This window comes from Muricoccus vinaceus (assembly GCF_042433125.1).
Taxonomy (GTDB): domain Bacteria; phylum Pseudomonadota; class Alphaproteobacteria; order Acetobacterales; family Acetobacteraceae; genus Roseomonas; species Roseomonas vinacea.
The window spans coordinates 21,711-43,635 of the sequence record NZ_JBHLVZ010000071.1; the positions used below are offsets into that span (position 1 = coordinate 21,711).

The window sequence follows — 21,925 nt, forward strand, 5'->3', positions numbered from 1 at the left end:
TCAACGGGAGGGCGCAGCGGCCGGAACCGGGGTGGGCGCCACCGGAGTCACGGCCACGGGCACCACGGCCACGGCGCTGAAGGGCGAACCCTCCACCAGCTTGGTGGACCAGGCCATGTAGACCACCGCGTTGCGCTGGGTGTCGATGAAGCGGTGGACGCGGGTTTCCTTGAAGAAGAGGCTGGTGGAGTTCTCGTGCACCACCTCGCCGCGCTCGCCCCGCGCGGCGCCCTGGGCGATCTCCACCGGTCCGGTCGCGGTGCAGGACAGCGCGAAGCGCGCGGGGTCCTCGGCCACCCCGACCATCCCGGAGATGCCCCCCGTGCGCGCCTGGCTGAGGTAGCAGGACACGTTGCGCACCTCCGGGTCGTCGAAGCGCTCGATGACGATGCGGTGGCTGCGCGTGAGGCCGAGATTGGTCAGCGCGGTGTTCACGTAGCCGATCTGCGCGGTGTCCTCGGCCGCCCGGGCGGGTGCGGCGAGCGCGACGGCGGCGAGCAGGGCGAGGGCAGGGCGGTGCATGGCATGAACTCCGGGATCAGCCGGATAGCGCGCGAGGGGGGCGCGGGTTGGGTCGGCTCAGTCGCCCAGCGCAACGCCCTCGCGCCGCGGATCCGCGCCACCCATAAGGCCTTGCGGCGTGACGCGGATCGCATGCAGCCCCGAGGGCATGGGGCGGATTTCCACGCGCTGCCCGCGCGCCAGCAGGGCAGGAGCCAGGGCGGCGGCCGGCGTGCCCTCCTCCAGTTCCACGGCACCGCCGAGTGTGCCGACATGGGGCAGCGACACCGCCTCCTGCGGTGACATGTTCCAGTCGAGCAAGCCCACGAGTGCCTGGGCGACATAGCCGATGATCCGGCCCCCGCCCGGCGAGCCGACAACCGCCGCGAGTCGCCCTTCGCCATCCAGCACGAGGCTCGGCGACATCGAGGAGCGTGGCCGCTTGCCACCCTGGACGCGGTTCGCCACCGCGCGCCCGCCGATGTCAGGGCGGAAGGAGAAATCCGTCAGCTCGTTGTTCAGCACGAAGCCGCCCACCATCAGCCGCGCGCCAAAGGCATCCTCCACCGTGGTGGTCATGGAGACGGCGTTCCCGGCGGCATCCACGATCGAGACATGGCTCGTGCCGTTCTCCACCGCTTCCGGCATCGGGGCGTGCAGCGCGGTTTCCCGCCACCGCGGATTTCCCGCGGGCGGCTCGGCGATGGTGCGCGCGGGCGAGACGAGCTGGGCGCGCAGCGTGAGATAGGCGGGGTCCAGCAAGCCGCGGACCGGCACGGGAACAAAGCCGGGATCGGCCAGGTATTGCGCGCGGTCGGCGAAGGCGAGCCGCCCGGCCTCGGCGATCAGCTGGGCCGCCTCAGGGCCATGCGGATCCAGGTGCGGCATGTCGAAATGCTCGAGCACGCCGAGGATCTGGGCGACCGCGATCCCGCCGGAGGAAGGCGGCGGGAAGCCGCATACGCGGAAGGCGCGATAGGGCAGGCATACCGGTTCGCGTTGCATCGGCTCATAGGCGCCGAGGTCGTCCACCGTCATCCGGCCGCCTTCCCCATGCGCCCGCACCGCGCCGGCGATCGCGTCCGCCACCGGCCCGCGCAGCATCGCCGCCGCGCCGTCCCGGGCCACCAGCCGGAAGGTCTCGGCAAGGGCGGGGTTGCGCAGCCGCTCTCCGGCAAGCAGGGGCCTGTCGCCACCGCGAAGGAAATAGTCGCGGGTGGAGGGGTCGCGCCCGAGCCGCGCCATGTCGCCCGCGATGGCCACGGCGAGGCGTTCCGAAACGGGGAAGCCTTCCTCGGCCAGCGAGATGGCGCGCGACCAGAGGCTGCTCCAGGGGAGCTTGCCATGGCGACGATGAGCCATCTCCAGCATGGCAACGGCGCCGGGCACGCCGACGCTGCGCCCGGACAGAACCGCCTCGTAGAAGGGCAGGGGCGTTCCATCCGGGCGAAGGAACATGTCCGGCGTGGCACCGGCAGGCGCGGTCTCGCGTCCATCGAAGGCGGTGACCGCGTGGCCGCCGGCGTCCCAGTGCAGCAGCAGGGCACCGCCACCGATGCCGCTCGACTGCGGTTCCACCAGGGTGAGCACCGCCTGCACGGCCACGGCCGCGTCCACCGCCGTGCCGCCGTTGCGCAGCGTATCCAGCCCAGCCAAGGCCGCCAGGGGATGGGCAGCCGCGACCATCTGCCGCCGCGCCGTGCCCTCTGCGCCACCCTGGGCATACCCTGATCCAGGAGCCAGCAGCAGCAAGGCGGCAAGGACGAGGCGCATGGCGTACTCCGGGGCGTTCAGGGCTATCCTGGCAGCATGGACCCGCAAGCCAAGCATGGGCTGCGCCGCGCCGCCGAGCGCCGCGGCCAGGATGCCGAGGACCAGGCCGAGGCAGCCCTCGTCGCCCGCGGATGGACCGTGCTGGAACGACGGCTGCGCGCGAGCCGCGGCAGCGGCGCGGGCGAGCTGGACATGGTGGCGGCGCGCGACGGGCTGCTCGCCTTTATCGAGGTGAAGGCACGGCCCAGCCTTTCGGCGGCCGCACATGCCGTTTCGCGCAACCAGCAGGCGCGGCTGATGGCGGCGGCGGAGGCCTGGCTCGCGGCGCATCCCGGACACGGCGCGGCCGGGGTGCGCTTCGATGTGATCCTGGTCGCGCCCGAGGGGATGCGCCGGATCAAGGATGCCTTCCGCGCCTGGGACTGAGCGGATCAGCGCGCGGAGAGAATACCGGCGCAGGCGGCGGGCATCGCCGGCGGCGCACCGCCGCCGCCCCGGGGCGGCTGCCGCGCCTCGGGCGTGAGCCACCAGGCGAGACTCGCGTCGCAGCCGTCGCCGGCGGGTGGCGGGGGCAGGTCGCGGCACTCGACCGATCCGGCGGGGCAGCGCAGGCGCACGTGCATGTGGCTGTCATGGCCGCGCCAGGGCCGGACGAAGCGCAGCCACGGCTCGCCCGCATGCGCCGCACAGAGGCTGCGCTTGATGCCGTGGTTCACCAGCACGCGGTCGATGCCCGGCAACTCGGCGGCCATGCGGATCAATCGCGCATGGGCTTCCGTGAAGAAGCGGGCGTCCGCGCCGGTCTGGTCGGGCAGGACAAGCGACCGCTCCGGGATGTTTTCGCGCGCCGTCGCCGGAACCCGGGGCTTGGGGGAGAGATCCAGCCAAACGTCGAAGTCCAGCCCCGCCTGATGGCTGGCATGGCCGTAGGTGAGGGGACCGCCGCGCGCTTGGCCGATATCCCCGATCCAGAGGTCGGGCAGGCCGGACCGCCGCGCCTGGGCGGCCAGCGCCTGAACGGCGTGGATGGCCGCGGGATGGCCCCAGTTGCGGTTCCGCGAGAGCCGCACGGCTTGCCAGCCCGGCCCTTCCGGCGGGAGCGCCTCCGCCCCCTGGATGCAGCCGAGCGAGGTGCCGCCGACGATGCGCGCGGGTCCCGGAGCGGGGCCCTGCGCCGCCGCCCAGGCAGCGGCGGGTTGGGCCGATGCACGGTGCGGCAGAAGAGCGGCGAGAAGCAGCAGGGCCCCGCCGGCAGCGCGGCGCATCAGCCCTCGAAGCGGAAGGCGGCGGGCGCCTCGGGAAGGGCCTCGGCCTGCTCGGGCTTCTGCTGGGCCTGTGCCTCCCGGGCCTTGGTCTCCACCTCCCGCAGAAGGCGGGTGATGGAGCCGGCAAGCGTCGGAAGCTGCGCGAGCGGCACCACCAGCAGCCCGGTCGGCGCCGGCTTGCCGCTGCCGTCCTGCACGGCCAGCGTCAGCCGCGCGACACCGTGGCGCACGGTCGCTTCCATCACGCCGTCGGCGAAAAAGGTCGGTGGTTCGGCCATTGGTGTCCTACTGCTCGCGGAAGGCGCGGTGGAAGCTGTCGAGAAGGGGCTGGATCATGTAGCGCAGGAAGGAGCGCTGGCCGACCTGGATCTGGGCTTCCACGGGCATGCCGGCGCGCAGCGAGACGCCTTCGAGCCGGGCGAGCTGATCGTCGTCGATGGCCACCCGCACGCGGTAGTATTCCTGCATGGTCCGCTCCTCCACGGTGACGTCGCCGGCCACCACCGTGACCTCGCCGTTGAGGAAGGGCACGAGACGCTGCTTGAAGGCGGGCAGCCGGACCTCGGCCTGCAGCCCGGTATGGACCATGTCGATGTCGGTGGGCGCCACCCGGACCTCGGCGATCAGGCGGTCGCGGGCCGGGACCAGCTCCATCACCGGCTCGCCCGCGCGCACCACGGCGCCGGGGTTGAAGAACTTCGAGTTCAGCACCGTGCCGTCCTCGGGCGCCAGGATCTCGCGGCGGGAGGAGACGTCGTCGGCGGCGCGCAGCTTCTCCTCGACCTCGTTCAGGCGGGTGCGGACGTCCCGGCCCTCCGTGGAGGTTTCCTGCAGGCGCTGGTCCATGATCTGACGCATCTGGGCCTGGGCCTCGGTGACCTGGGCGCGGAAGCGGTTCAACTGGGACACGAGATCGGCGACGGAGCCCTCGCCGGAGGCGATCTGGCGCTGCAGGCCGAGCAGGCGGGGAATGCGCTCCAGCCCCTGGCGAACCAGGTTCTGCACGTCCGCCTCCTCCCGCTGGAGGAGGGTGAGCTGGCGGCGCTGGCTGGCGATCTGCGCCTCGGCCGAGACCCCGGCGGACTGGAACTGGAGGATGCGCTGCTCCAGCACCTGGAACTGGCTGCGCAGGCTGGCCTGCCGGGAGGCGAAGAGGATGCGCTGGCCGTCCATGGCCTCTCTCGCGCGAAGCTCCGAGGTCTGCATCAGTTCGGCCGGGAAGGCGACTTCGTTGGCTCCGGCGATCTCCGACGCAACCCGGCTGTCCTGGGCCAGGAGCGCCCAGCGCTGGGCGCGCAGCGCCTCGCGGCCGCTGGCGGCCTGGACGTCGTCGAGGCGAAGGAGGACCTGGCCCGCGCGCACCTGATCGCCGTCGCGCACCAGGATCTCGCGCACGATGCCGCCTTCCAGGTGCGCGATGGTGCGGCGGCTGCCCTCGGCCTTGATGGTGCCGGGGGCGATCGCGGCCTCGCTCAGCGGAACAAAGACGGAGAAGGCGGTCAGCCCGCCTCCGAAGGCCAGCAGCGCCACCATGCCCAGCACGATCGGCCCGCGGGTGCGCGGCCGCGGCATGTCGATGATCACCGGCGGGCGCGGGGTGTAGCCGGGGCTGAGCGCCACCGGCAGCGAGGATGGCTGGAGGGTCGCGATGCTCATGCGGCTTCTCCCGGAAGGCTGGCGGGGGCACGGGTCTTGGGAACGGCGCGGACGCCGAGGCGGCTCATCACTTCGGCCCGCGGCCCGAACAACTCGGCCGCGCCGTCGCGCATCACCAGCATCTTGTCCACGCCCTGCACCAGGGAGGGGCGGTGGCTGACCAGCACCACGGTCGCGCCGATCGCCTTGAGGCCGGAAAGGCCCTCCAGCAGGCGCGCCTCGGCGTCGCCGTCCAGGCTGCTGTCGGGTTCGTCGAGGATCACGAGGCGCGGGTCGCCGTAGAGGGCGCGGGCAAGCCCGACCATCTGGCGCTGGCCACCGGACAGGGCGGTTTCCCCGATCTCCGTCTCATAGCCCTGCGGCAGCCGGAGAATGGCCTCGTGGCAGCCGGCGAGCTTGGCCGCGCGGTGCACGCCCTCGGGCGTCGCGTCCGGCTGCAGGCGGGCGATGTTGCGGAACACGCTGCCCTCGAACAGCTCCACGTCCTGGGGCAGGTAGCCGATGTAGCGGCCGAGATCCTCGCGCGGCCAGGTGGCCAGGTCGGCGCCGTCCAGGCGGGAGTGACCGGCCAGCGGGGTGAGCGTTCCGGCGAGGAGCCGGAGGAGGGTGGTCTTGCCCGAGCCGGACGGCCCGATGATGCCCAGGCTCTCGCCGGGCTCCAGGGAGAAGGTCACGCCCTTCACGAAGGGGGTGGCCTGCCCGGGCGGCGCCCAGCTCAGGCGTTCGGCGGTGAGGCGGCCGGTCGGGGCGGGCAGGGGCTCGGCGTCCGGGCGCAGGCGCGGCAGGGCCAGGAAGGCGCGCAGCCGCCGGAACGACTGGCGGGTCTGCACCAGCCCCTTCCAGCCGCCGATGAGCTGCTCCACCGGGGCGAGCGCCCGGCCCATGATGATGGAGCCTGCGATGGCGGCACCGGAGGTCATCTGCTGGCGGAGCGTCAGCCAGGCGCCAACGCCCAGAACCGCGATCTGCACCGCGAGCCGGACGAACTTGGTGATCGAGGACAGGATCGCGGCCCGGTCGGCGGCGATCTGCTGGAGCGGCGTGGACCGTGCGACGCCCTCGCGCCACAGGCGCAGCAGCGCGGGTACCATGCCCATGGCGTCCGCGGCCTCGGCGTTGCGCGCTATGGCATCGGCGCGCCGCTGCGACAGCATGGCGGCGGTGTTGGCCTGCCGCAGGGGACCCGCGGTGGCCAGCTCGGTCGCGACGGCCAGGGCGAAGAGGATGGCGGCGCCCCCGGTCGCGATCCAGCCGAGCAGGGGGTTCAGCATGAAGATCACGCCGAGATAGATCGGCACCCAGGGCACGTCATAGAGGGTGAGCGCCCCCGGGCCGGAGAGCCAGGCGCGGCAGGTGCCGAGATCACGCAGCGCCTCCATGCGGTAGGGGCGGCCGCGGAGCGTCGCCTCCAGCGCGCGGGCGAAACCCTCGGGGGCCACCCGGTTCTCCGTCCAGAGGGCGACCCGCTGCATGATCTGGGAGCGCACGCCCTCCAGGAGCGCGAGGAGCCCGATGGCGGCGATCGCCACCAGGGTGAGCCAGAGCAGGGTGTCGATGCTGCGCGTGGCCAGCACCCGGTCGAAGACCTGCATCATATAAAGAGAGACGGTGAGCTGCAGCAGGTTCACCACCAGGCTGAACACGCCGACCGTGGCGAACTGCGACCGGCAGGCCGCCATCGCTCGGGCCAGGGCGTCCGCCCCCGGGGCAGGAAGGGCCATGTCTCTTCTCTCCGTAATCGTCTGCCGTCTCCACCGCACCAAACCACCCAGTGCCGTTCACCGGCCGGATAACATGGCTTTACACAAAAGTGTGAGCGAAAACGATTAAGACACTGTCGCGGAATGGTTCGGTAGCGGATTAGAGATGCCGAAGCCGGGCCCGGGAAATGACAGATACGCGATCCGCTTCGCCTCGATCCGGCCGCGGGTGACGGTGTCCAGGATCAGCCCGCAAGCCAGCGACAGGAGGGCCAGCACCATGAGCATGGCCGAGGCAACGAAGGTAGGCAGCCGCGGCACAAGGCCGGTTTCAAGATAAGTTTCCAGCACCGGCAGAAAGAAACCCACGCCGACCAGCGCGAGGAACAGGGAAGCGACTCCGAAGAACAGCCGTGGCCTTTCGCGCTGCACCAGGGCCATGATCATCCGCAGGATGCGGTAGCCATCGTAATAGGTGCGGAGCTTGGACGCCGAACCCGGCGGGCGCTCGCTGTAGGCCGTCTGCAGCTCGCCCACGGGCAGGCGCAGCTCCAGGGCATGGACGGTGAATTCCGTTTCCGTCTCGAAGCCGTGGGCCAGAGCCGGGAACGATTTCACGAAGCGGCGCGAAAAGCAGCGGTAGCCCGAAAGCATGTCGGTGACACGGTCACCAAACACGTAACGAACCACCCCGGTCAGCACCTTGTTGCCCAGCCGGTGACCCGGCCGGTAGGCGGCCTGGGCATCCGTGACGCGGACGCCGGTGACCATGTCCAGCCCATCCGTGAACAGGGTGCGGACCATTTCCGGCGCGGCGAGGGAATCGTAGGTGCCGTCCCCATCCACCAGCAGGTAGGCGTCCGCCTCCACGTCGGCGAACATCCTCCGGACGACGTTGCCCTTACCCTGCTGGGACTCGGACCTGACCACGGCGCCAGCGGCCGCGGCTGCCTCGCGCGTGCGGTCCGTGGAATTGTTGTCGTACACATAGATGGCGGCTTCCGGCAGGGCCTGGCGGAAGCCCGCCACGACCTGGCCGATCGCGACTTCCTCGTTGTGGCAGGGAATGAGGACGGCGACGCGGGACCCGCTCATCGGGCACCGAAGACGAAGCGGCGGGACAGGATGAAGTTCCCGACCATGCCGGCGAGCGACCCTGCCGCCACCCCAAGCACGGGTTGCTCCGCGACCATGGGAAGATTGCGCACCATCAGCGCATAGGTGGTGTAGTTCATTGCAAAACCAACCAAATTGACGGCGAGGAACAATGCCCATTGCCGTGCGGCGGAAATCCGGCGGTCCTGTCCCTGTCCGGCCGAACGGAAGGTCCAGACCCGGTTAAGCGCCCAGGTGGCCGTCGCGGCGGCGACATAGGACAACACCCGGCCACCATAGAGCCCTGCCCCCGCGGCGATGGCCGTATAGAGCACGGCGGTGTCCACCACGAATCCCGCCGTGCCCACGACCCCGAAGCGGAGGAACTCGGCGAACACGGCGCGCCGCGGCGGGGAGAGGAACTCGGCCCGGGTTTTCGCAAGCACCATTCCCCGCCTCTAGCGGCTCGGACCGGTGCCGTGAAGGGTGGAGGGGGCGCCCCAGGCGGGACGGGGGCTTGCGCCGGATGCGCGGCTGCGCTCCCCTTCGCCGCCCATACCCGGAAGGAACGATACAAAAGATGGCAACCGAACGTCGTCGCTTCCTCGCCGGCAGCGCCGGCTTCGCCATGGCCGGCGGCCTGCCGCTGGGCCTGTCGCGCCCGGCACTGGCCCAGGCCCCGGGATCGCGCGTGCTGCGCTTCATCCCGCAGTCGGACGTGACGGTGCTCGACCCCATCATCACCACCGCCTACGTCTCGCGCCACCACGGCTATCTTGTGTGGGACACGCTGTACGGCTTCGACGAGGACTTCAAGCCGCAGCCCCAGATGGCCGAGGGTCATTCCGTGGAGGAGGACGGGAAGCGGGTGACCATCCGCCTGCGGCCCGGCCTGAAGTTCCATGACGGGGAACCCGTTCGGGCCCGCGACGCCATCGCCTCCATCCGCCGCTGGGCGGCGCGCGACGCCCTCGGGCAGGTTCTGCTGGCGCGGACCGACGCGATGGAGGCGCCGGACGACCGCTCGATCGTCATCCGCCTCAAGCAGCCCTTTCCGCTGCTCTTTTCCGCCCTGGGCAAGCCCAGCACGCCCGTGTGCTTCATCATGCCGGAACGGATCGCCCAGACCGACCCCGCCACCGCCATTCGCGAGATGATCGGCAGCGGCCCCTTCCGCTATGTCGCCAACGAGCGCGTGCCGGGAGCGAAGGTCGTTTACGAAAAGTTCGCCGACTACGTGCCGCGCAGCGAGGGGACGCCGAGCTGGACCGCCGGGCCCAAGCGCGTGAACATCGACCGCGTGGAATGGAACGTCCTTCCCGACGCCTCCACCGCCGCCAACGCGCTCGCCAACGGCGAGATGGACTGGTGGGAGCAGCCGACGGCCGATTTGCAGCCGACGCTCCGCCGCAACCGCAACGTGGTGATGGAGATCCCGGATCCGACGGGGTTGTGTGCCCTGGCCCGGTTCAACCACCTGCACCCGCCCTTCAACAACCCGGCGATTCGCCGAGCGCTGCTCGGTGCCGTCGTGCAGGGCGACTACATGACAGCGGTGATCGGTACGGACCGGTCGCTTTGGAAGGACAGCATTGGCTTCTTCCCGCCGGGCACGCCGATGGCGAGCGATGCCGGCCTCGAAGCGCTGAACACGCCGCGCGACTACGAGAAGGTCAAGCGCGACCTCGCCGCCGCCGGCTACAAGGGCGAGAAGGTGGTGCTGATCGCGGCCTCCGACTTCCCTTCGCTGAACGCGCTCGCCCAGGTCGGCAACGACATGCTCACCAAGTGCGGGATGAACGTGGAGTTCGTTTCCACGGACTGGGGCAGCGTCGTCCAGCGCCGCGCATCGCGCGAGGCGCCGGAGCGCGGCGGCTGGAGCATGTTCTTCACCTTCTTCGCCGGACTCGACATCTTCAACCCGGGCGTGAGCCAAGCGCTGCGCGGCACCGGCCAGAACGCCTGGTTCGGATGGCCCACCATGCCGAAGATGGAGGACCTGCGGAACGCCTGGCTCGACGCGCCGGACGAGGACGCGCAGAAGCGGGTCGCGCGCGAGGTGCAGGCAGAGGCCTTCCAGGAGGTGCCCTATCTCCCGCTTGGCCAGTACTTCCAGGCCACCGCCTACCGGCGCGGGTTGTCCGGCGTGCCCAAGGGCTTTCCGATGTTCTGGAGCGTGCAGAAGACCTGACGCACTCTCCGTCGGCAGGGGGCGGAATGCAGGGGCGCTTGCCTTGCCGCCCCCCACCCTGCTGTCATGCGCCCGACAGCAGGGAACCGGATGCATGATCGACCGTCGCGGATTGCTCAGGGCCACCGGTGCGGCGGCAGCGCTTCCCGCCATGCCCACGCTGGCTCAGCCTGCCCGGGCGCGCGTGCTGAAGATGGTTCCGCAGGCCAACCTGACCAGCCTGGACCCGATCTGGACCACCGCGAACATCACCCGCAACCACGGGTACATGGTCTATGACAATCTCTACGGGATGGACGCGCAGTTCCGCCCGCAGCCGCAGCTGGCCGAGGGGCACGCCGTGGAGGAGGACGGACGGCGCGTCACGATCACCCTGCGCAGCGGCCCTAAGTTCCATGATGGTGAGCCCGTGCGGGCGGCCGATGCGGTGGCCAGCCTGCGGCGCTGGATGCGCCGCTCGCCCTCCGGGCAGAAGCTGGCCGAGTTCGTGGACGAGCTTTCCGCGCCGGACGACCGCCGCATCGTGTTCCGGTTGAAGCGACCCTTTCCCTTCCTGCTTCCGGCACTGGCGCAGGTCAGCAACAGCCCGGCCTTCATCATGCCGGCGCGGATCGCCGCAACGGATGCCTTCCAGCAGATCCGCGAAACGGTCGGCAGCGGCCCCTTTCGCTTCAAGGCGGACGAGTTCAACTCGGGCAGCCTGGTTGTCTACGAGCGCAACCCCGATTACAGCCCGACGCCTGCCGGGATGCCGAGCCTGACCGCTGGCCCGAAGACCGTGCATTTCGACCGGGTCGAGTGGCAGATCATCACCGACGCCTCCACCGCGGCGGCGGCGCTGCAGAGCGGGGAGATCGACTGGTTCGAGCAACCGCCGCCCGAGTTGCAGACGCTGCTCCGGCGCAATCGGGCGCTGGCGATCGAGGCGATCGACCCCCTGCCGCTCACGGGCATCCTGCGCTTCAACCATCTTCATCCGCCCTTCAACGACAAGCGCATGCGCCAGGCCCTTTTGCCTGCGATCGACCAAGCCGACTTCATGCAGGCGATCGTGGGCACCGAGCCCGGCCTCTGGGAGAAGGCCGGGGTCTTCACGCCCGGCACGCCGCTGGCCAACGATGTCGGCATGGAGGCATTGAACGGCCCGCGCAGCCTGGACCGCGCCAAGGCCCTGATGCGGGAGGCCGGCTATTCCAACCAGCCGATGCGGCTGGTTGGGCCCACCGACATCCTGGCGCCCGCCGCCATGACCCAGGTCTGCGCCGACCTCGTCCGGCGCCTGGGCTTCAACGCCGACATCGTGTTGACGGACTGGGGTACCACGGTGCAACGCCGCACCAGCCGCGAGCCACTCGACAAGGGTGGATGGAGCATCATCCTCACCTCCTTTTCCTCCTTCGATTTCGTCGATCCCTCCGCGCATTTCCCGCTGCGCGGAAACGGCACCAGCGCCTGGCCGGGCTGGCCAGACATTCCTCAGCTCGAGACGCTGCGCGATGCCTGGTTCGTGGCGCCAGACCTGCCCGAACAGCAGCGCCTGGCGCGGGAGATGCAGCGCGTGGCCATGGACGAGCTGCCCTACATTCCCGTGGGTTCCTACAAGTCGCTGACCGCCATCCGGCGTGACCTGCGCGACCGCGTGCCAGGCTTCGCCCTGTTCTGGAACCTGAAGCGCGCCTGAGGAGGTTGCCGATGATCCGCCGCCGTGACGCCTTCAAGGGAGCGGCGGCCGCGGCCGCCGCGAGCCACCTTGCCGGCCCCGCCCTTTCCCAGGGTGCGGGCGCGCGCACGCTGCGGGTGGTGCCGCAAGCCAACCTGACCAGCCTGGACCCCGTCTGGACCACCGCCGTGGTCACCCGCAACCACGCCTACCTGGTGTATGACCAGATCTGCGCCGTGGATGCCGCGAACACCCCGCGGCCGCAGATGGCCGAGGGTTGGGAGATCGGCCAGGACGGGCGGGAATGGACCTTCACCCTGCGCCCGGGCCTGCGCTTCCACGACAACGAGGCGGTGCGCGCGCGGGACTGCGTGGCCAGCATCCGGCGCTGGATGGTGCGCGACACCTTCGGGCAGGTGCTGTCGGCCCCGGTGGACGAGCTGTCGGCGCTGGACGACCGGCGCTTCCGCTTCCGCCTGAAGAAGCCCTTTCCTTTCCTGGCGCTTGCCATGGGCAAGAGCCAGAACCCATGCTTCGTCATGCCCGAGCGGATCGCGGCCACCGATCCGTTCCAGCAGATCCGTGACGCCACGGGCTCCGGTCCCTTCCGGTTCCTGGCGGACGAGTGGAACCCGGGCCAGCGCGCCGTCTGGGGCCGTTTCGATGCCTACCAGCCGCGACAGGAAGCCCCGGACGGGCTCGCGGGCGGGCGGGTGCCGCGTCTGGAGCGGGTGGAATGGACCGTCATCAGCGACCCCGCCACCGCGGCCTCGGCGATGGTGAACGGGGAGCAGGACTACTGGGAATACCCGCTGCACGACCTGCTGCCGCTGCTGCGGCGCTCGCGCGACCTCGTGGTGGAGCAGCGGCTGCTGGAGGGCACCTATGGGGTGCTGCGCTTCAACCACCTGCACCCGCCCTTCAACAGCATGGCCGTGCGGCAGGCCGTGGCCATGGCGGTGAACCAGGAGGATTACCTCCGGGCCGTGGCCGGGGACGACCCGAAGGGATGGGGCGTGTGCGAGGGGGTTTTCACCTGCAACACGGCACTCGCGAGCGAGGAGGGCAGCGCCGTCCTCCGGACCCGCAGCGTGGAGCGCGGCCGGGCTGCGCTGCGCGCCTCCGGCTATGCCGGGGAGAAGGTCGTGCTGATCGCGCCCAGCGACTATCCGCAGATCAACGCGCTCTCCCTCGTCACCGCCGACCTGATGCAGCGGATCGGGCTGAACGTGGAGGTGGTCTCGGCCGACTGGGGCACGGTGGTGCAGCGCCGGGCGAGCCGGGAGCCGGTGGAGAGGGGGGGCTGGAGCGTGGTTCACACCACCTCCTCCGGCAGCGACCTGGGCGTGCCGACCATCCACCTCTTCCTGCGGGCCAACGGGCCCAACGCCTGGTTCGGCTGGCCGCAGGACGACCGGATCGAGGAACTGCGCACGGGCTGGCTGGACGCGGCGGACGAGGCGGAAAGCAAGCGCATCGGCGCCGCCCTGAACGCGCGGGCGATGGAGGTGATGCCCTATGTGCCTCTGGGCTACTATTGGCAGCCGAGCGCCTGGCGGCGCAACGTGACGGGGGTTTTCCGTTCCCCCACCACGGTGTTCTGGAACATCGCCAAGGCCTGAGAGCGGCTTGTTCTGGCACGGCCCGTGCTTGGCGCGGGTCGATAAGGTGGCGCTGCAAGCCGTTCTGCGGCAGGCTGGCGCCCATGGGGTTAGGAGGCACGGCGAAGGCCGGCCGCGGATCGGGAGTTTGAGGATGGATCGTCGGTCGTTTCTGAAGGTAGGGCCCGGGCTCGCCGCGGGTGGCCTCGGCATGGCCGGCGTCGCGGCGCCCGCCCTGTCGCAGGGCGCGGCGGCGCGGACGCTGCGCTTCGTGCCACAGGCCAACCTCGCGAACTTCGACCCGATCTGGGGCACGCAATACGTTGTCCGAAACGCCGCGGCCCTGGTCTGGGACACGCTTTACGGCGTGGACGAGCGGATCGAGCCGAAGCGGCAGATGGTGGAGAGCGAGGAGGTCACGCCCGACGGCCTCACCTGGACCTTCCGCCTCCGCAGCGGCCTGCGCTTTCATGACGACACGCCCGTGCTCTCGAAGGACGTGGTCGCCAGCCTGAAGCGCTGGGCCGTGCGCGACCCGATGGGCCAGATGATCCTCACCATCCAGAACGAGCTGGTGGCGGTGGACGACCGGACCTTCCGCTGGTCGCTGAAGGCGCCCTATCCCAAGATGCTGCTGGCGCTGGCGAAGAACAACGCGCCCTGCACCTTCATCATGCCGGAACGCATCGCGAAGACGGATCCCTTTCAGCAGATCGGCGAGTATGTGGGCTCCGGGCCCTACCGCTTCGTGCGCAACGAGTGGGTGCCGGGCGCCAAGGCGGTGTTCGAGAAGTTCGCGGGCTACGTGCCGCGCGACGAGCCCGCCTCCTGGCTCGCGGGCGGCAAGCGGGCCATGGTGGACCGCATCGAGTGGATCGTGATGCCCGATCCCGCCACTGCGGCCGCCGCGCTACAGAACGGAGAGGTGGACTGGTGGGAGAACCCCATCACCGACCTGGTGCCCACGCTCAAGCGCAACCGCAACATCATGGTCGACATCGCGGACCCGCTGGGCAACATCGGCTCCTTCCGCATGAATCACCTGCACCCGCCCTTCAACGACGTGCGGGCGCGCCGCGCCGTGCTGCAAGCGATGAGCCAGGAGGACTACATGCAGGCCCTGGTCGGGGAGGACAGGAATCTCTGGAAGACCCTGCCGAGCTTCTTCACCCCGGGCACATCCATCTATTCCGAGGCCGGCGGCGAGATCCTGAAGGGCCGGCGCGACTACGACGCCGCGAAGCGGATGCTGGCCGAGGCCGGCTACAAGGGCGAGCCGATCACCATCGTGGTCGCCCAGGACCAGCCAATCACCAAGGCCTTCGGCGACGTCTCGGCCGACCTGCTGAAGCGGATGGGCATGACCGTGGATTTCGTGGCCACCGACTGGGGCACGGTGGGCTCCCGCCGCGCGCTCAAGACCCCGCCCGCCCAGGGGGGTTGGCACATCTTCCACACCTGGCACGCCGGCGCGGACTGCATCAACCCGGCCGCCTACACCGCGATCCGCGCGAACGGTGACGGAGCGTGGTTCGGCTGGCCCAAGAGCGACGCCGTGGAAACCGCGCGCGACGCCTGGTTCGCCGCCCCCGACCTGCCCGGCGAAAAGGCGGCCATGGACCGCCTGAACAAGGAAGCCATGGATTTCGGCCTTTACGCGCCCACCGGCTTCTTTCTGTCCTACCAGGCCTGGAGGCGGAACGTGTCGGGCATCGTGAAGGGGCCATTGCCCTTCTTCTGGGGCGTGTCGAAGAGCTAAGGGGAGACGCATGTTCGCCTACACGCTCCGCCGGATCGTTGCCACCATCCCCGTCATGGCGGTGGTGGCCCTTTTCGTGTTCAGCCTTCTCTACATCTCGCCGGGCGACCCGGCGGCGGTGATCGCCGGCGACCAAGCGACGCCGGCCGACGTGGAGCGCATCCGGGCCAGCCTCGGCCTGGATCGCCCATACCTCGTCCGCTTCGCCGAATGGGCGTGGAACATCATGCGGGGCGATCTCGGCACCTCGATCTTCACCAACCTGCCGGTCAGCACCATGATCGCGCAGCGCATCCAGCCTACCCTTTCGCTCATGGTGATCACCCTGATCCTCGCGATCGGGATCGCGGTGCCCATGGGCGTGATCGCGGCCTGGAAGCAGGGCACCTGGATCGACCGGCTGGTGATGGGCTTCGCCGTGCTGGGCTTCTCCGTGCCGGTCTTCGTGGTGGGCTACGTGCTGGCCTATGTCTTCGCGTTGGAACTGGATTGGCTGCCGGTGCAGGGCTACACCCCGATCGAGCGGGGGGTCTGGCCCTGGCTGCAGAACCTGATCCTGCCGTCTGTCGCGCTGGGCGGGGTGTATATCGCGCTCATCGCCCGCATCACCCGCGCGACCATGCTGGAGGTCCTGCAGCAGGACTACATCCGGACTGCACGCGCCAAAGGCGTGGGGCAGCCGGGCATCCTGTTCCTGCACGCGCTCAAGAATGCGGCGGTGCCGATCGTCACCGTCATCGGCATCGGCGTCGCCCTGCTGATCGGCGGCGCGGTGGTGACGGAAAGCGTCTTCGCCATTCCCGGCCTTGGCCGGCTCACGGTGGATGCCATCCTCCGGCGCGACTACCCGGTGATCCAGGGGGTGATCCTGCTTTTCTCCTTCACCTATGTCCTGGTGAACCTGGTGATCGACCTTCTTTACACCCTGTTCGATCCGAGGATCCGGTATTGAGCACCTCAACCTTCGGCCCTGGCACCTTCCAGCCCGGCACCCTGCCGCGGGCCGCCCTCCGGGCGGAGGACGTCGCGGCCGCGCCGCCCCTTCCGGACGTTCTGCCGCCCGTGAAGCCCCGCCACGGCTTCCTCGGCTTCCTGCGCCGCAACCCCACCATCGCGATCGGCGGCGGGCTGATGATCCTGATCCTGGCCATGGCGGTGCTCGCGCCCCTGCTCTGGACCGTGGACCCGACCGCGCTCGCGCCCGCCCGGCGCACGCGCGAACCCTCGGCCATGTACTGGTTCGGCACGGACATGCTGGGGCGGGACGTGTACTCGCGCGTGCTCTACGGGGCGCGCGTCTCGCTCATCGTCGGCTTCGCGGTCGCCTTCTTCTCCTCCGTGATCGGGCTCACCATCGGCCTGACCTCGGGCTTCGTCCGCTGGGCGGACGCCATCATCATGCGGATCATGGACGGGTTGATGTCCATCCCCTCCATCCTGTTGGCCATCGCTCTCATGGCGCTGACGCGGGGCAGCGTCGGGAACGTGATCCTCGCCATCACCATCGCCGAGGTGCCGCGCGTCTCGCGCCTCGTGCGCGGCGTCGTGCTGTCCCTGCGCGAGCAGCCTTACGTGGACGCGGCCGTGGCCTCGGGCACGTCCACCCCCCGGATCATCGTGCGCCACATCCTGCCGAACACGCTGGCGCCGCTCACGGTGCAGGCGACCTATATCTGCGCCAGCGCCATGATCGCGGAAAGCATCCTGTCCTTTATCGGCGCCGGTACGCCGCCCATCATCCCCTCCTGGGGGAACATCATGGCGGAGGGCAGGGCGCTCTGGCAGGTGAAGCCCTACATCGTGTTCTTCCCGGCCATCTTCCTTTCGCTGACGGTGCTCGCGGTGAACCTGCTCGGCGACGGCCTGCGCGACTGGCTCGACCCCCGCATGGCGAAGAAGGTCTGACCCCATGTCGCAGCATACCGGGGCAGAGGCGCCCCTCCTCGACGTCCGCAACCTCCAGACCCACTTCCGCACGCCCGATGGCGTGAACCGCGCGGTGGACGGGCTTTCGTTTCACGTCAACGCCGGCGAGACGGTTGCCATCGTGGGCGAGAGCGGCTGCGGCAAGTCCGTCACCGCCATGTCCATCCTGCGGCTGATCCCCGAGCCTCCCGGCAAGATCGCCGGCGAGATCCGCTTCCAGGGAAAGGACCTAGTCAAGCTCTCCGAGCCCGAGATGCGCGCCATCCGCGGCAACGAGGTCTCCATGATCTTCCAGGAGCCCATGACCTCGCTGAACCCGGTGCTGACCGTGGCCCGCCAAATCGGCGAGACGCTGCGGCTGCACCAGGGGCTGAGCAAGCAGGCCGCCGAGGCGAAGTCGGTGGAGATGCTCAAGCTGGTCGGAATCCCCGCGCCCGAACGGCGCGTGAAGGAGTACCCGCACCAGCTCTCGGGCGGCATGCGCCAGCGCGTGATGATCGCCATGGCGCTTGCCTGCAACCCGCAGCTCCTGATCGCGGACGAACCGACCACGGCGCTCGACGTGACGATCCAGGCGCAGATCCTCGACCTCATGCGCGACCTCAAGCACCGCGTGGGGGCCGCCATCGTGCTGATCACCCACGACCTCGGCGTGGTGGCCGAGGTCGCCGAGCGGGTGATCGTGATGTATGCCGGCCGCAAGGTGGAGGAGGCTCGGGTCGAGGAGCTCTTCGCCAACCCCAAGCATCCCTATACGCAGGGCTTGCTCGGCGCCGTGCCCAAGCTCGGCTCCTCCCTCACCGGGGAGCAGTCGCGGCTTGCCGAGATCCCGGGCCTCGTGCCCAGCCTCAAGCAGCGGATCGATGGCTGCGTCTTCGCCGGCCGGTGCCCGAAGGTGACCGATCTCTGCCGCGCCGTGGCGCCCGCCCTGGAACCCAAGGCCCCGAACCACGTCGCCGCCTGCCATTACGCCGAGAAGGAACGCCTCGCGGCATGAGCGCCAGCCTGACCACGACCGCGCCGCTGCTGCGCGTCGACGACCTGAAGAAGCACTTTCCCCTTCGCGGGGGACTGCTGGGTGGCGTCACCGGTTACGTTTACGCGGTGGACGGCGTTTCCTTCGACATCGCGAAGGGCGAGACCCTGTCCCTTGTCGGCGAGTCCGGCTGCGGCAAGTCCACCGTGGGGAAGGCGGTGCTGCGGCTCTTCGACATCACCTCCGGGCAGGTGGTGCTGGATGGCCAGCGGGTGGACACACTCCGCCAGGGTCAGCTCCGGCCCATGCGCCGGCGGGTGCAGGTGGTGTTCCAGGACCCCTTCAGCTCGCTCAACCCCCGCATGCGCGTGCGCGACATCCTGGCCGAGCCGATCCGCAACTTCGGATTGGCCAAGGACCGTGCGGACCTCGACCGGCGCTTGGCCGAGCTGATGGATACCGTGCGCCTTCCGCGCGACGCGATCGGCCGCTGGCCGCACGAGTTCTCCGGCGGGCAGCGCCAGCGCATCGGCATCGCGCGCGCGCTCGCCGCCGAGCCCGACCTGATCATCTGCGATGAGGCGGTCTCGGCGCTCGACGTCTCGGTCAAGGCGCAGATCGTCAACCTCCTGCAGGACCTTCAGACGAAGCTCGGCCTCGCGCTGCTCTTCATCAGCCACGACCTGGCGGTGGTGGAGCACATGACCCACCGCGTGGCCGTGATGTATCTCGGCAAGATCGTGGAGGTGGCGCCCCGCCGGTCGCTCTTCGCGGCGCCCAAGCACCCCTATACCCAGGCGCTGCTGTCGGCCGTGCCGGTGCCTCAGCCGGGGGCGGCGCGCACGCGCATCATCCTCAAGGGTGACGTGCCGAGCCCCATCAACCCCCCGACGGGCTGCCGCTTCCACACCCGCTGCCCCTATGTCTTCGACCGCTGCCGGGTGGACGAGCCACTCCTCAAGCCCACCAGCCCCGGCCACACGGCCGCCTGCCACCTCCACGACCTCCCGGCGGATCAGAACCCCTTGGCACGCGACATCTCCCCCCTTCATTAGGGGGTGAGGAGGGGACCTCGCTTGACGCACCGGGGGTGCCGCGCGACCTTTCTGGCCATGGAGGTCCCCTCAGGGGATCCGAGCGGGAGCCGAATATGCCGAATGTCAGCCTCACGGTGAACGGCCAGCAGCAGAGCGTGCAGGTGGAGGGCCGCACCCTCCTGGTGGAGCTGCTGCGGGAAAAGCTGCGCCTCACCGGAACCCATGTGGGCTGCGACACCAGCCAGTGCGGCGCCTGTGTCGTGCATGTGGACGGGGAAAGCGTGAAGGCCTGCACCATGCTGGCCGTGCAGGCGGATGGAAGCACCGTCACCACCATCGAGGGGCTGGCCGCTCCCGACGGCACGCTGCACCCCATGCAGGAAGCCTTCCGCGAGTATCACGCGCTGCAATGCGGCTTCTGCACGCCGGGCATGGTGATGTCCGCCGTGGACCTCGTGCACAAGCACCCGCAGGGCATGAGTGAGCAGGAGATCCGCGAGGGGCTTGAGGGCAACCTCTGCCGCTGCACGGGCTACCACAACATCGTCAAGGCGATCGCGGCCGCGCAGGAGGTCATGCAAGGCCGCCGCGACGCCCTCGCCCCGGCCGAGGTCTGATCCCCATGTACGACTTCGCTTATCACAAGCCCTCCACGGTTGCGGAGGCGGTGGGGCTGCTGGCCGATCCCGACGCCCGCCCGATCTCCGGCGGGCAGACGATCCTGCCGGCGCTGAAGCACCGGCTGGATCATCCTTCCGCCCTGGTGGACCTGTCCGGCATTGCGGAGCTTCGCGGCATCCGGCGGGAAGGCGACCGGATCGTCATCGGCGCCATGGCCCGGCACAACGAGATCCAGAACGACCCGGCGGTGAAGGCGGCCATTCCGGCGCTGGCCTGGATGGCCGGGCACCTCGGCGACACCCAGGTCCGCAACCGCGGCACCATGGGCGGTTCGCTGGCGAACAACGACCCGGCCGCGGACTATCCCTCCGCCGCGCTCGCGCTCGGGGCCACCTTTGTGACGGACCGGCGGCGGATCGCGGCGGACGACTATTTCCAGGGCATGTTCACCACCGCCCTCGAGCCCGGCGAACTCCTGACCGCCATCGAGTTCCCGATCCCGGAGAAGGCCGGCTATGCGAAGATGCGCAACCCGGCCTCCCGCTACGTCATGACCGGGGTTTTCGTCGCCCGCGGCCCGGCGGGCATCCGGGTGGTGGTGAACGGCGCCGGCCCGGGTGTCTTCCGGCAGTCGGAGATGGAGGCGGCGCTTGCCGCCAACTGGTCGCCCGATGCCGTCGCCAGCATCCGCCAGTCCGCGGATGGGCTGAACGGCGACATCCATGGCAGCGCCGAGTACCGCGCCCATCTCGTCACTGTCATGGCCAAGCGCGCCATTCTTGATGCCGGCTGATCTGGTGGGGGCCGCTCCGTCGGCCCCCGCTCCAGCCGGAGCCCATCTCGTGGTCGTCGGCGCCGGCATCGTGGGCGCCTGCACCGCACTCGCGGCGCTGGACCGGGGCTTTCGCGTCACCATCCTTGATCCCGGCCCCCCCGGCGGCGAGCAGGCGGCTTCCTTCGGAAACGGCTGCTGGCTTTCCCCCATGTCCGTCATTCCGCCGGCCGTGCCGGGTTTGTGGCGCAAGGTGCCGGGTTTCCTGCGCGACCCGCTCGGGCCACTGGCGATCCGCTGGTCCTACCTGCCGCGCGTCCTGCCCTGGCTGCTGGCCTATTTGCGTTCTGGCGCGACGGAGGACCGGGTTCTCCGCACGGCCCAGGCCCTGCGGCCGCTGCTGCGCGACACCGCCGCCCTGCACAAGGCGCTGGCCGAACGCGCGGGCGTGGCGGGGCTGATCCGTCGCGACGGCCTTATGTATGTCTATCCCACGCGCGAGGACTACGAGGCCGAGGGCCTGGGCTGGCGCATCCGCCGCGCCGTGGGGCTTTCCTGGAAGGAGATCGGGCCGGAGGAGATGCGACAGCTCCAGCCTGAACTGGACCGCCGCTACGGCTTCGGCGCCCTGTTCGAGGAAGGTGGCCATTGCACCGACCCGGGTGCCTATGTCGCGGCGCTGGTTGCCCAAGCCACCGCCGAGGGGGCGGTGCTGCGCGCCGCGGCCGCGACCGGCTTCCGGGTAGAGGGCGGGCGGTTGCGGGCGGTGTTGACGGGGCAGGGGGAAATCCTCGCGGACCGCGCCGTGATCTGCGCCGGCGCGCGGTCGAAGGCCCTCGCCGCCGCGGCCGGTTCGCGCGTTCCGCTCGAAACCGAGCGCGGCTATCACGCCGTTGTCCGTGGCGCAGAAACCGGGCCGCGGATTCCTGTGATGCCGTCTGATGGAAAGATGGCCATCACCGCCACCCGCGCAGGCTTGCGTGTCTCCGGCCAGGTGGAGATCGCCGGACTGGAAGCGGTGCCCGACTGGCGCCGCGCCGGCATCCTTCGGGATCACCTCCTGCGCGCGTTCCCGGCCTTGCCGCGAAATCTTCCGGAAGACGGCGTGTCCTTCTGGATGGGCCACCGCCCCTCCATGCCGGACGGGCTGCCCTGCCTCGGGCACGCGCGTGCGACGCCGGATGTGGTGCTGGCGTTCGGGCACGGGCATGTGGGGCTGGCCAGTGGACCGCTCAGCGGGGAGGTGGCAGCAGCCCTTGCGGCAGGCGTGGCACCGCCGGTCGATCTCGCGCCTTACAATCCTCGACGATTCACCTAGCATTCCTTGTCTGGCCGTGCCAGCATGAGGATACCGGTCCTGCATCCCGTCGGGCCGACAGGTTTGCGGAAATA

General features: G+C 70.0%; 20 protein-coding genes. 12 read left to right on the plus strand and 8 right to left on the minus strand.

What is annotated here, in order from left to right:
• Positions 1–522, minus strand: coding sequence for a CreA family protein (locus ACFFIC_RS20370; RefSeq protein ID WP_377053754.1), 522 nt, complete (start codon positions 520–522; stop codon positions 1–3).
• Positions 523–579: 57 nt separating this feature from the next.
• Positions 580–2,274 (minus strand): gamma-glutamyltransferase, encoded by a 1,695-nt coding sequence (ggt, locus tag ACFFIC_RS20375; protein ID WP_377053756.1) that lies wholly within the window; start codon positions 2,272–2,274, stop codon positions 580–582.
• A 36-nt stretch (positions 2,275–2,310) separates the two neighbouring features.
• On the opposite strand from ggt, the gene ACFFIC_RS20380 reads away from it, so the two are divergent.
• A complete protein-coding gene (locus ACFFIC_RS20380; RefSeq protein ID WP_377053758.1) occupies positions 2,311–2,700 on the plus strand; it encodes a YraN family protein in 390 nt (129 codons plus the stop codon).
• Between the two features lie 5 nt (positions 2,701–2,705).
• Here the strand turns inward: ACFFIC_RS20380 and mepA are convergent, their stop codons facing one another.
• From mepA to ACFFIC_RS20410, 6 genes are all read right to left on the minus strand, one after another.
• Entirely contained in the window at positions 2,706–3,539 is an 834-nt protein-coding gene (gene mepA / locus ACFFIC_RS20385; RefSeq protein ID WP_377053760.1) for a penicillin-insensitive murein endopeptidase, read from the minus strand.
• Positions 3,539–3,817: a hypothetical protein gene (locus tag ACFFIC_RS20390; protein ID WP_377053762.1), complete on the minus strand. Its 279-nt coding sequence runs from the start codon at positions 3,815–3,817 to the stop codon at positions 3,539–3,541. The genes mepA and ACFFIC_RS20390 overlap by 1 nt, the downstream gene beginning before the upstream one ends.
• A gap of 7 nt (positions 3,818–3,824) precedes the next feature.
• Complete coding sequence (locus ACFFIC_RS20395) at positions 3,825–5,195, minus strand: HlyD family type I secretion periplasmic adaptor subunit (protein WP_377053764.1); 1,371 nt, start codon at positions 5,193–5,195, stop codon at positions 3,825–3,827.
• Complete coding sequence (locus ACFFIC_RS20400; protein ID WP_377053766.1) at positions 5,192–6,916, minus strand: type I secretion system permease/ATPase; 1,725 nt, start codon at positions 6,914–6,916, stop codon at positions 5,192–5,194. The genes ACFFIC_RS20395 and ACFFIC_RS20400 overlap by 4 nt, the downstream gene beginning before the upstream one ends.
• A 105-nt stretch (positions 6,917–7,021) precedes the next feature.
• Entirely contained in the window at positions 7,022–7,990 is a 969-nt protein-coding gene (locus ACFFIC_RS20405) for a glycosyltransferase (RefSeq protein ID WP_377053768.1), read from the minus strand.
• A complete protein-coding gene (locus tag ACFFIC_RS20410; protein WP_377053770.1) occupies positions 7,987–8,439 on the minus strand; it encodes a GtrA family protein in 453 nt (150 codons plus the stop codon). The genes ACFFIC_RS20405 and ACFFIC_RS20410 overlap by 4 nt, the downstream gene beginning before the upstream one ends.
• A gap of 131 nt (positions 8,440–8,570) precedes the next feature.
• Here ACFFIC_RS20410 and ACFFIC_RS20415 point away from each other — a divergent pair, with 131 nt between their 5' ends.
• The 11 genes from ACFFIC_RS20415 to ACFFIC_RS20465 all read left to right on the plus strand — a co-directional run bounded on the left by ACFFIC_RS20415 (position 8,571) and on the right by ACFFIC_RS20465 (position 21,851).
• Entirely contained in the window at positions 8,571–10,181 is a 1,611-nt protein-coding gene (locus tag ACFFIC_RS20415; protein WP_377053772.1) for an ABC transporter substrate-binding protein, read from the plus strand.
• Between the two features lie 97 nt (positions 10,182–10,278).
• A complete protein-coding gene (locus ACFFIC_RS20420) occupies positions 10,279–11,862 on the plus strand; it encodes an ABC transporter substrate-binding protein (protein ID WP_377053832.1) in 1,584 nt (527 codons plus the stop codon).
• A gap of 11 nt (positions 11,863–11,873) precedes the next feature.
• Positions 11,874–13,463: an ABC transporter substrate-binding protein gene (locus tag ACFFIC_RS20425; protein WP_377053774.1), complete on the plus strand. Its 1,590-nt coding sequence runs from the start codon at positions 11,874–11,876 to the stop codon at positions 13,461–13,463.
• 133 nt (positions 13,464–13,596) lie between these two features.
• On the plus strand, positions 13,597–15,201 hold the full coding sequence (locus tag ACFFIC_RS20430) for an ABC transporter substrate-binding protein (protein ID WP_377053776.1): 1,605 nt from the start codon (positions 13,597–13,599) through the stop codon (positions 15,199–15,201).
• A gap of 10 nt (positions 15,202–15,211) precedes the next feature.
• Positions 15,212–16,153: an ABC transporter permease gene (locus ACFFIC_RS20435; RefSeq protein ID WP_377053778.1), complete on the plus strand. Its 942-nt coding sequence runs from the start codon at positions 15,212–15,214 to the stop codon at positions 16,151–16,153.
• Positions 16,150–17,106 (plus strand): ABC transporter permease, encoded by a 957-nt coding sequence (locus ACFFIC_RS20440; protein WP_456306955.1) that lies wholly within the window; start codon positions 16,150–16,152, stop codon positions 17,104–17,106. Before ACFFIC_RS20435 ends, ACFFIC_RS20440 begins: the two co-directional genes overlap by 4 nt.
• Before the next feature lie 4 nt (positions 17,107–17,110).
• Positions 17,111–18,124, plus strand: coding sequence for an ABC transporter ATP-binding protein (locus ACFFIC_RS20445; protein ID WP_377053780.1), 1,014 nt, complete (start codon positions 17,111–17,113; stop codon positions 18,122–18,124).
• Positions 18,121–19,158: an ABC transporter ATP-binding protein gene (locus ACFFIC_RS20450; RefSeq protein ID WP_377053782.1), complete on the plus strand. Its 1,038-nt coding sequence runs from the start codon at positions 18,121–18,123 to the stop codon at positions 19,156–19,158. The genes ACFFIC_RS20445 and ACFFIC_RS20450 overlap by 4 nt, the downstream gene beginning before the upstream one ends.
• A gap of 95 nt (positions 19,159–19,253) precedes the next feature.
• Positions 19,254–19,757 (plus strand): (2Fe-2S)-binding protein, encoded by a 504-nt coding sequence (locus ACFFIC_RS20455; protein ID WP_377053784.1) that lies wholly within the window; start codon positions 19,254–19,256, stop codon positions 19,755–19,757.
• 5 nt (positions 19,758–19,762) lie between these two features.
• Positions 19,763–20,554, plus strand: a complete 792-nt coding sequence (locus ACFFIC_RS20460; protein ID WP_377053786.1) for an FAD binding domain-containing protein — start codon at positions 19,763–19,765, stop codon at positions 20,552–20,554.
• A gap of 49 nt (positions 20,555–20,603) precedes the next feature.
• Entirely contained in the window at positions 20,604–21,851 is a 1,248-nt protein-coding gene (locus ACFFIC_RS20465; protein ID WP_377053788.1) for an NAD(P)/FAD-dependent oxidoreductase, read from the plus strand.
• Positions 21,852–21,925 lie beyond the last annotated feature (74 nt).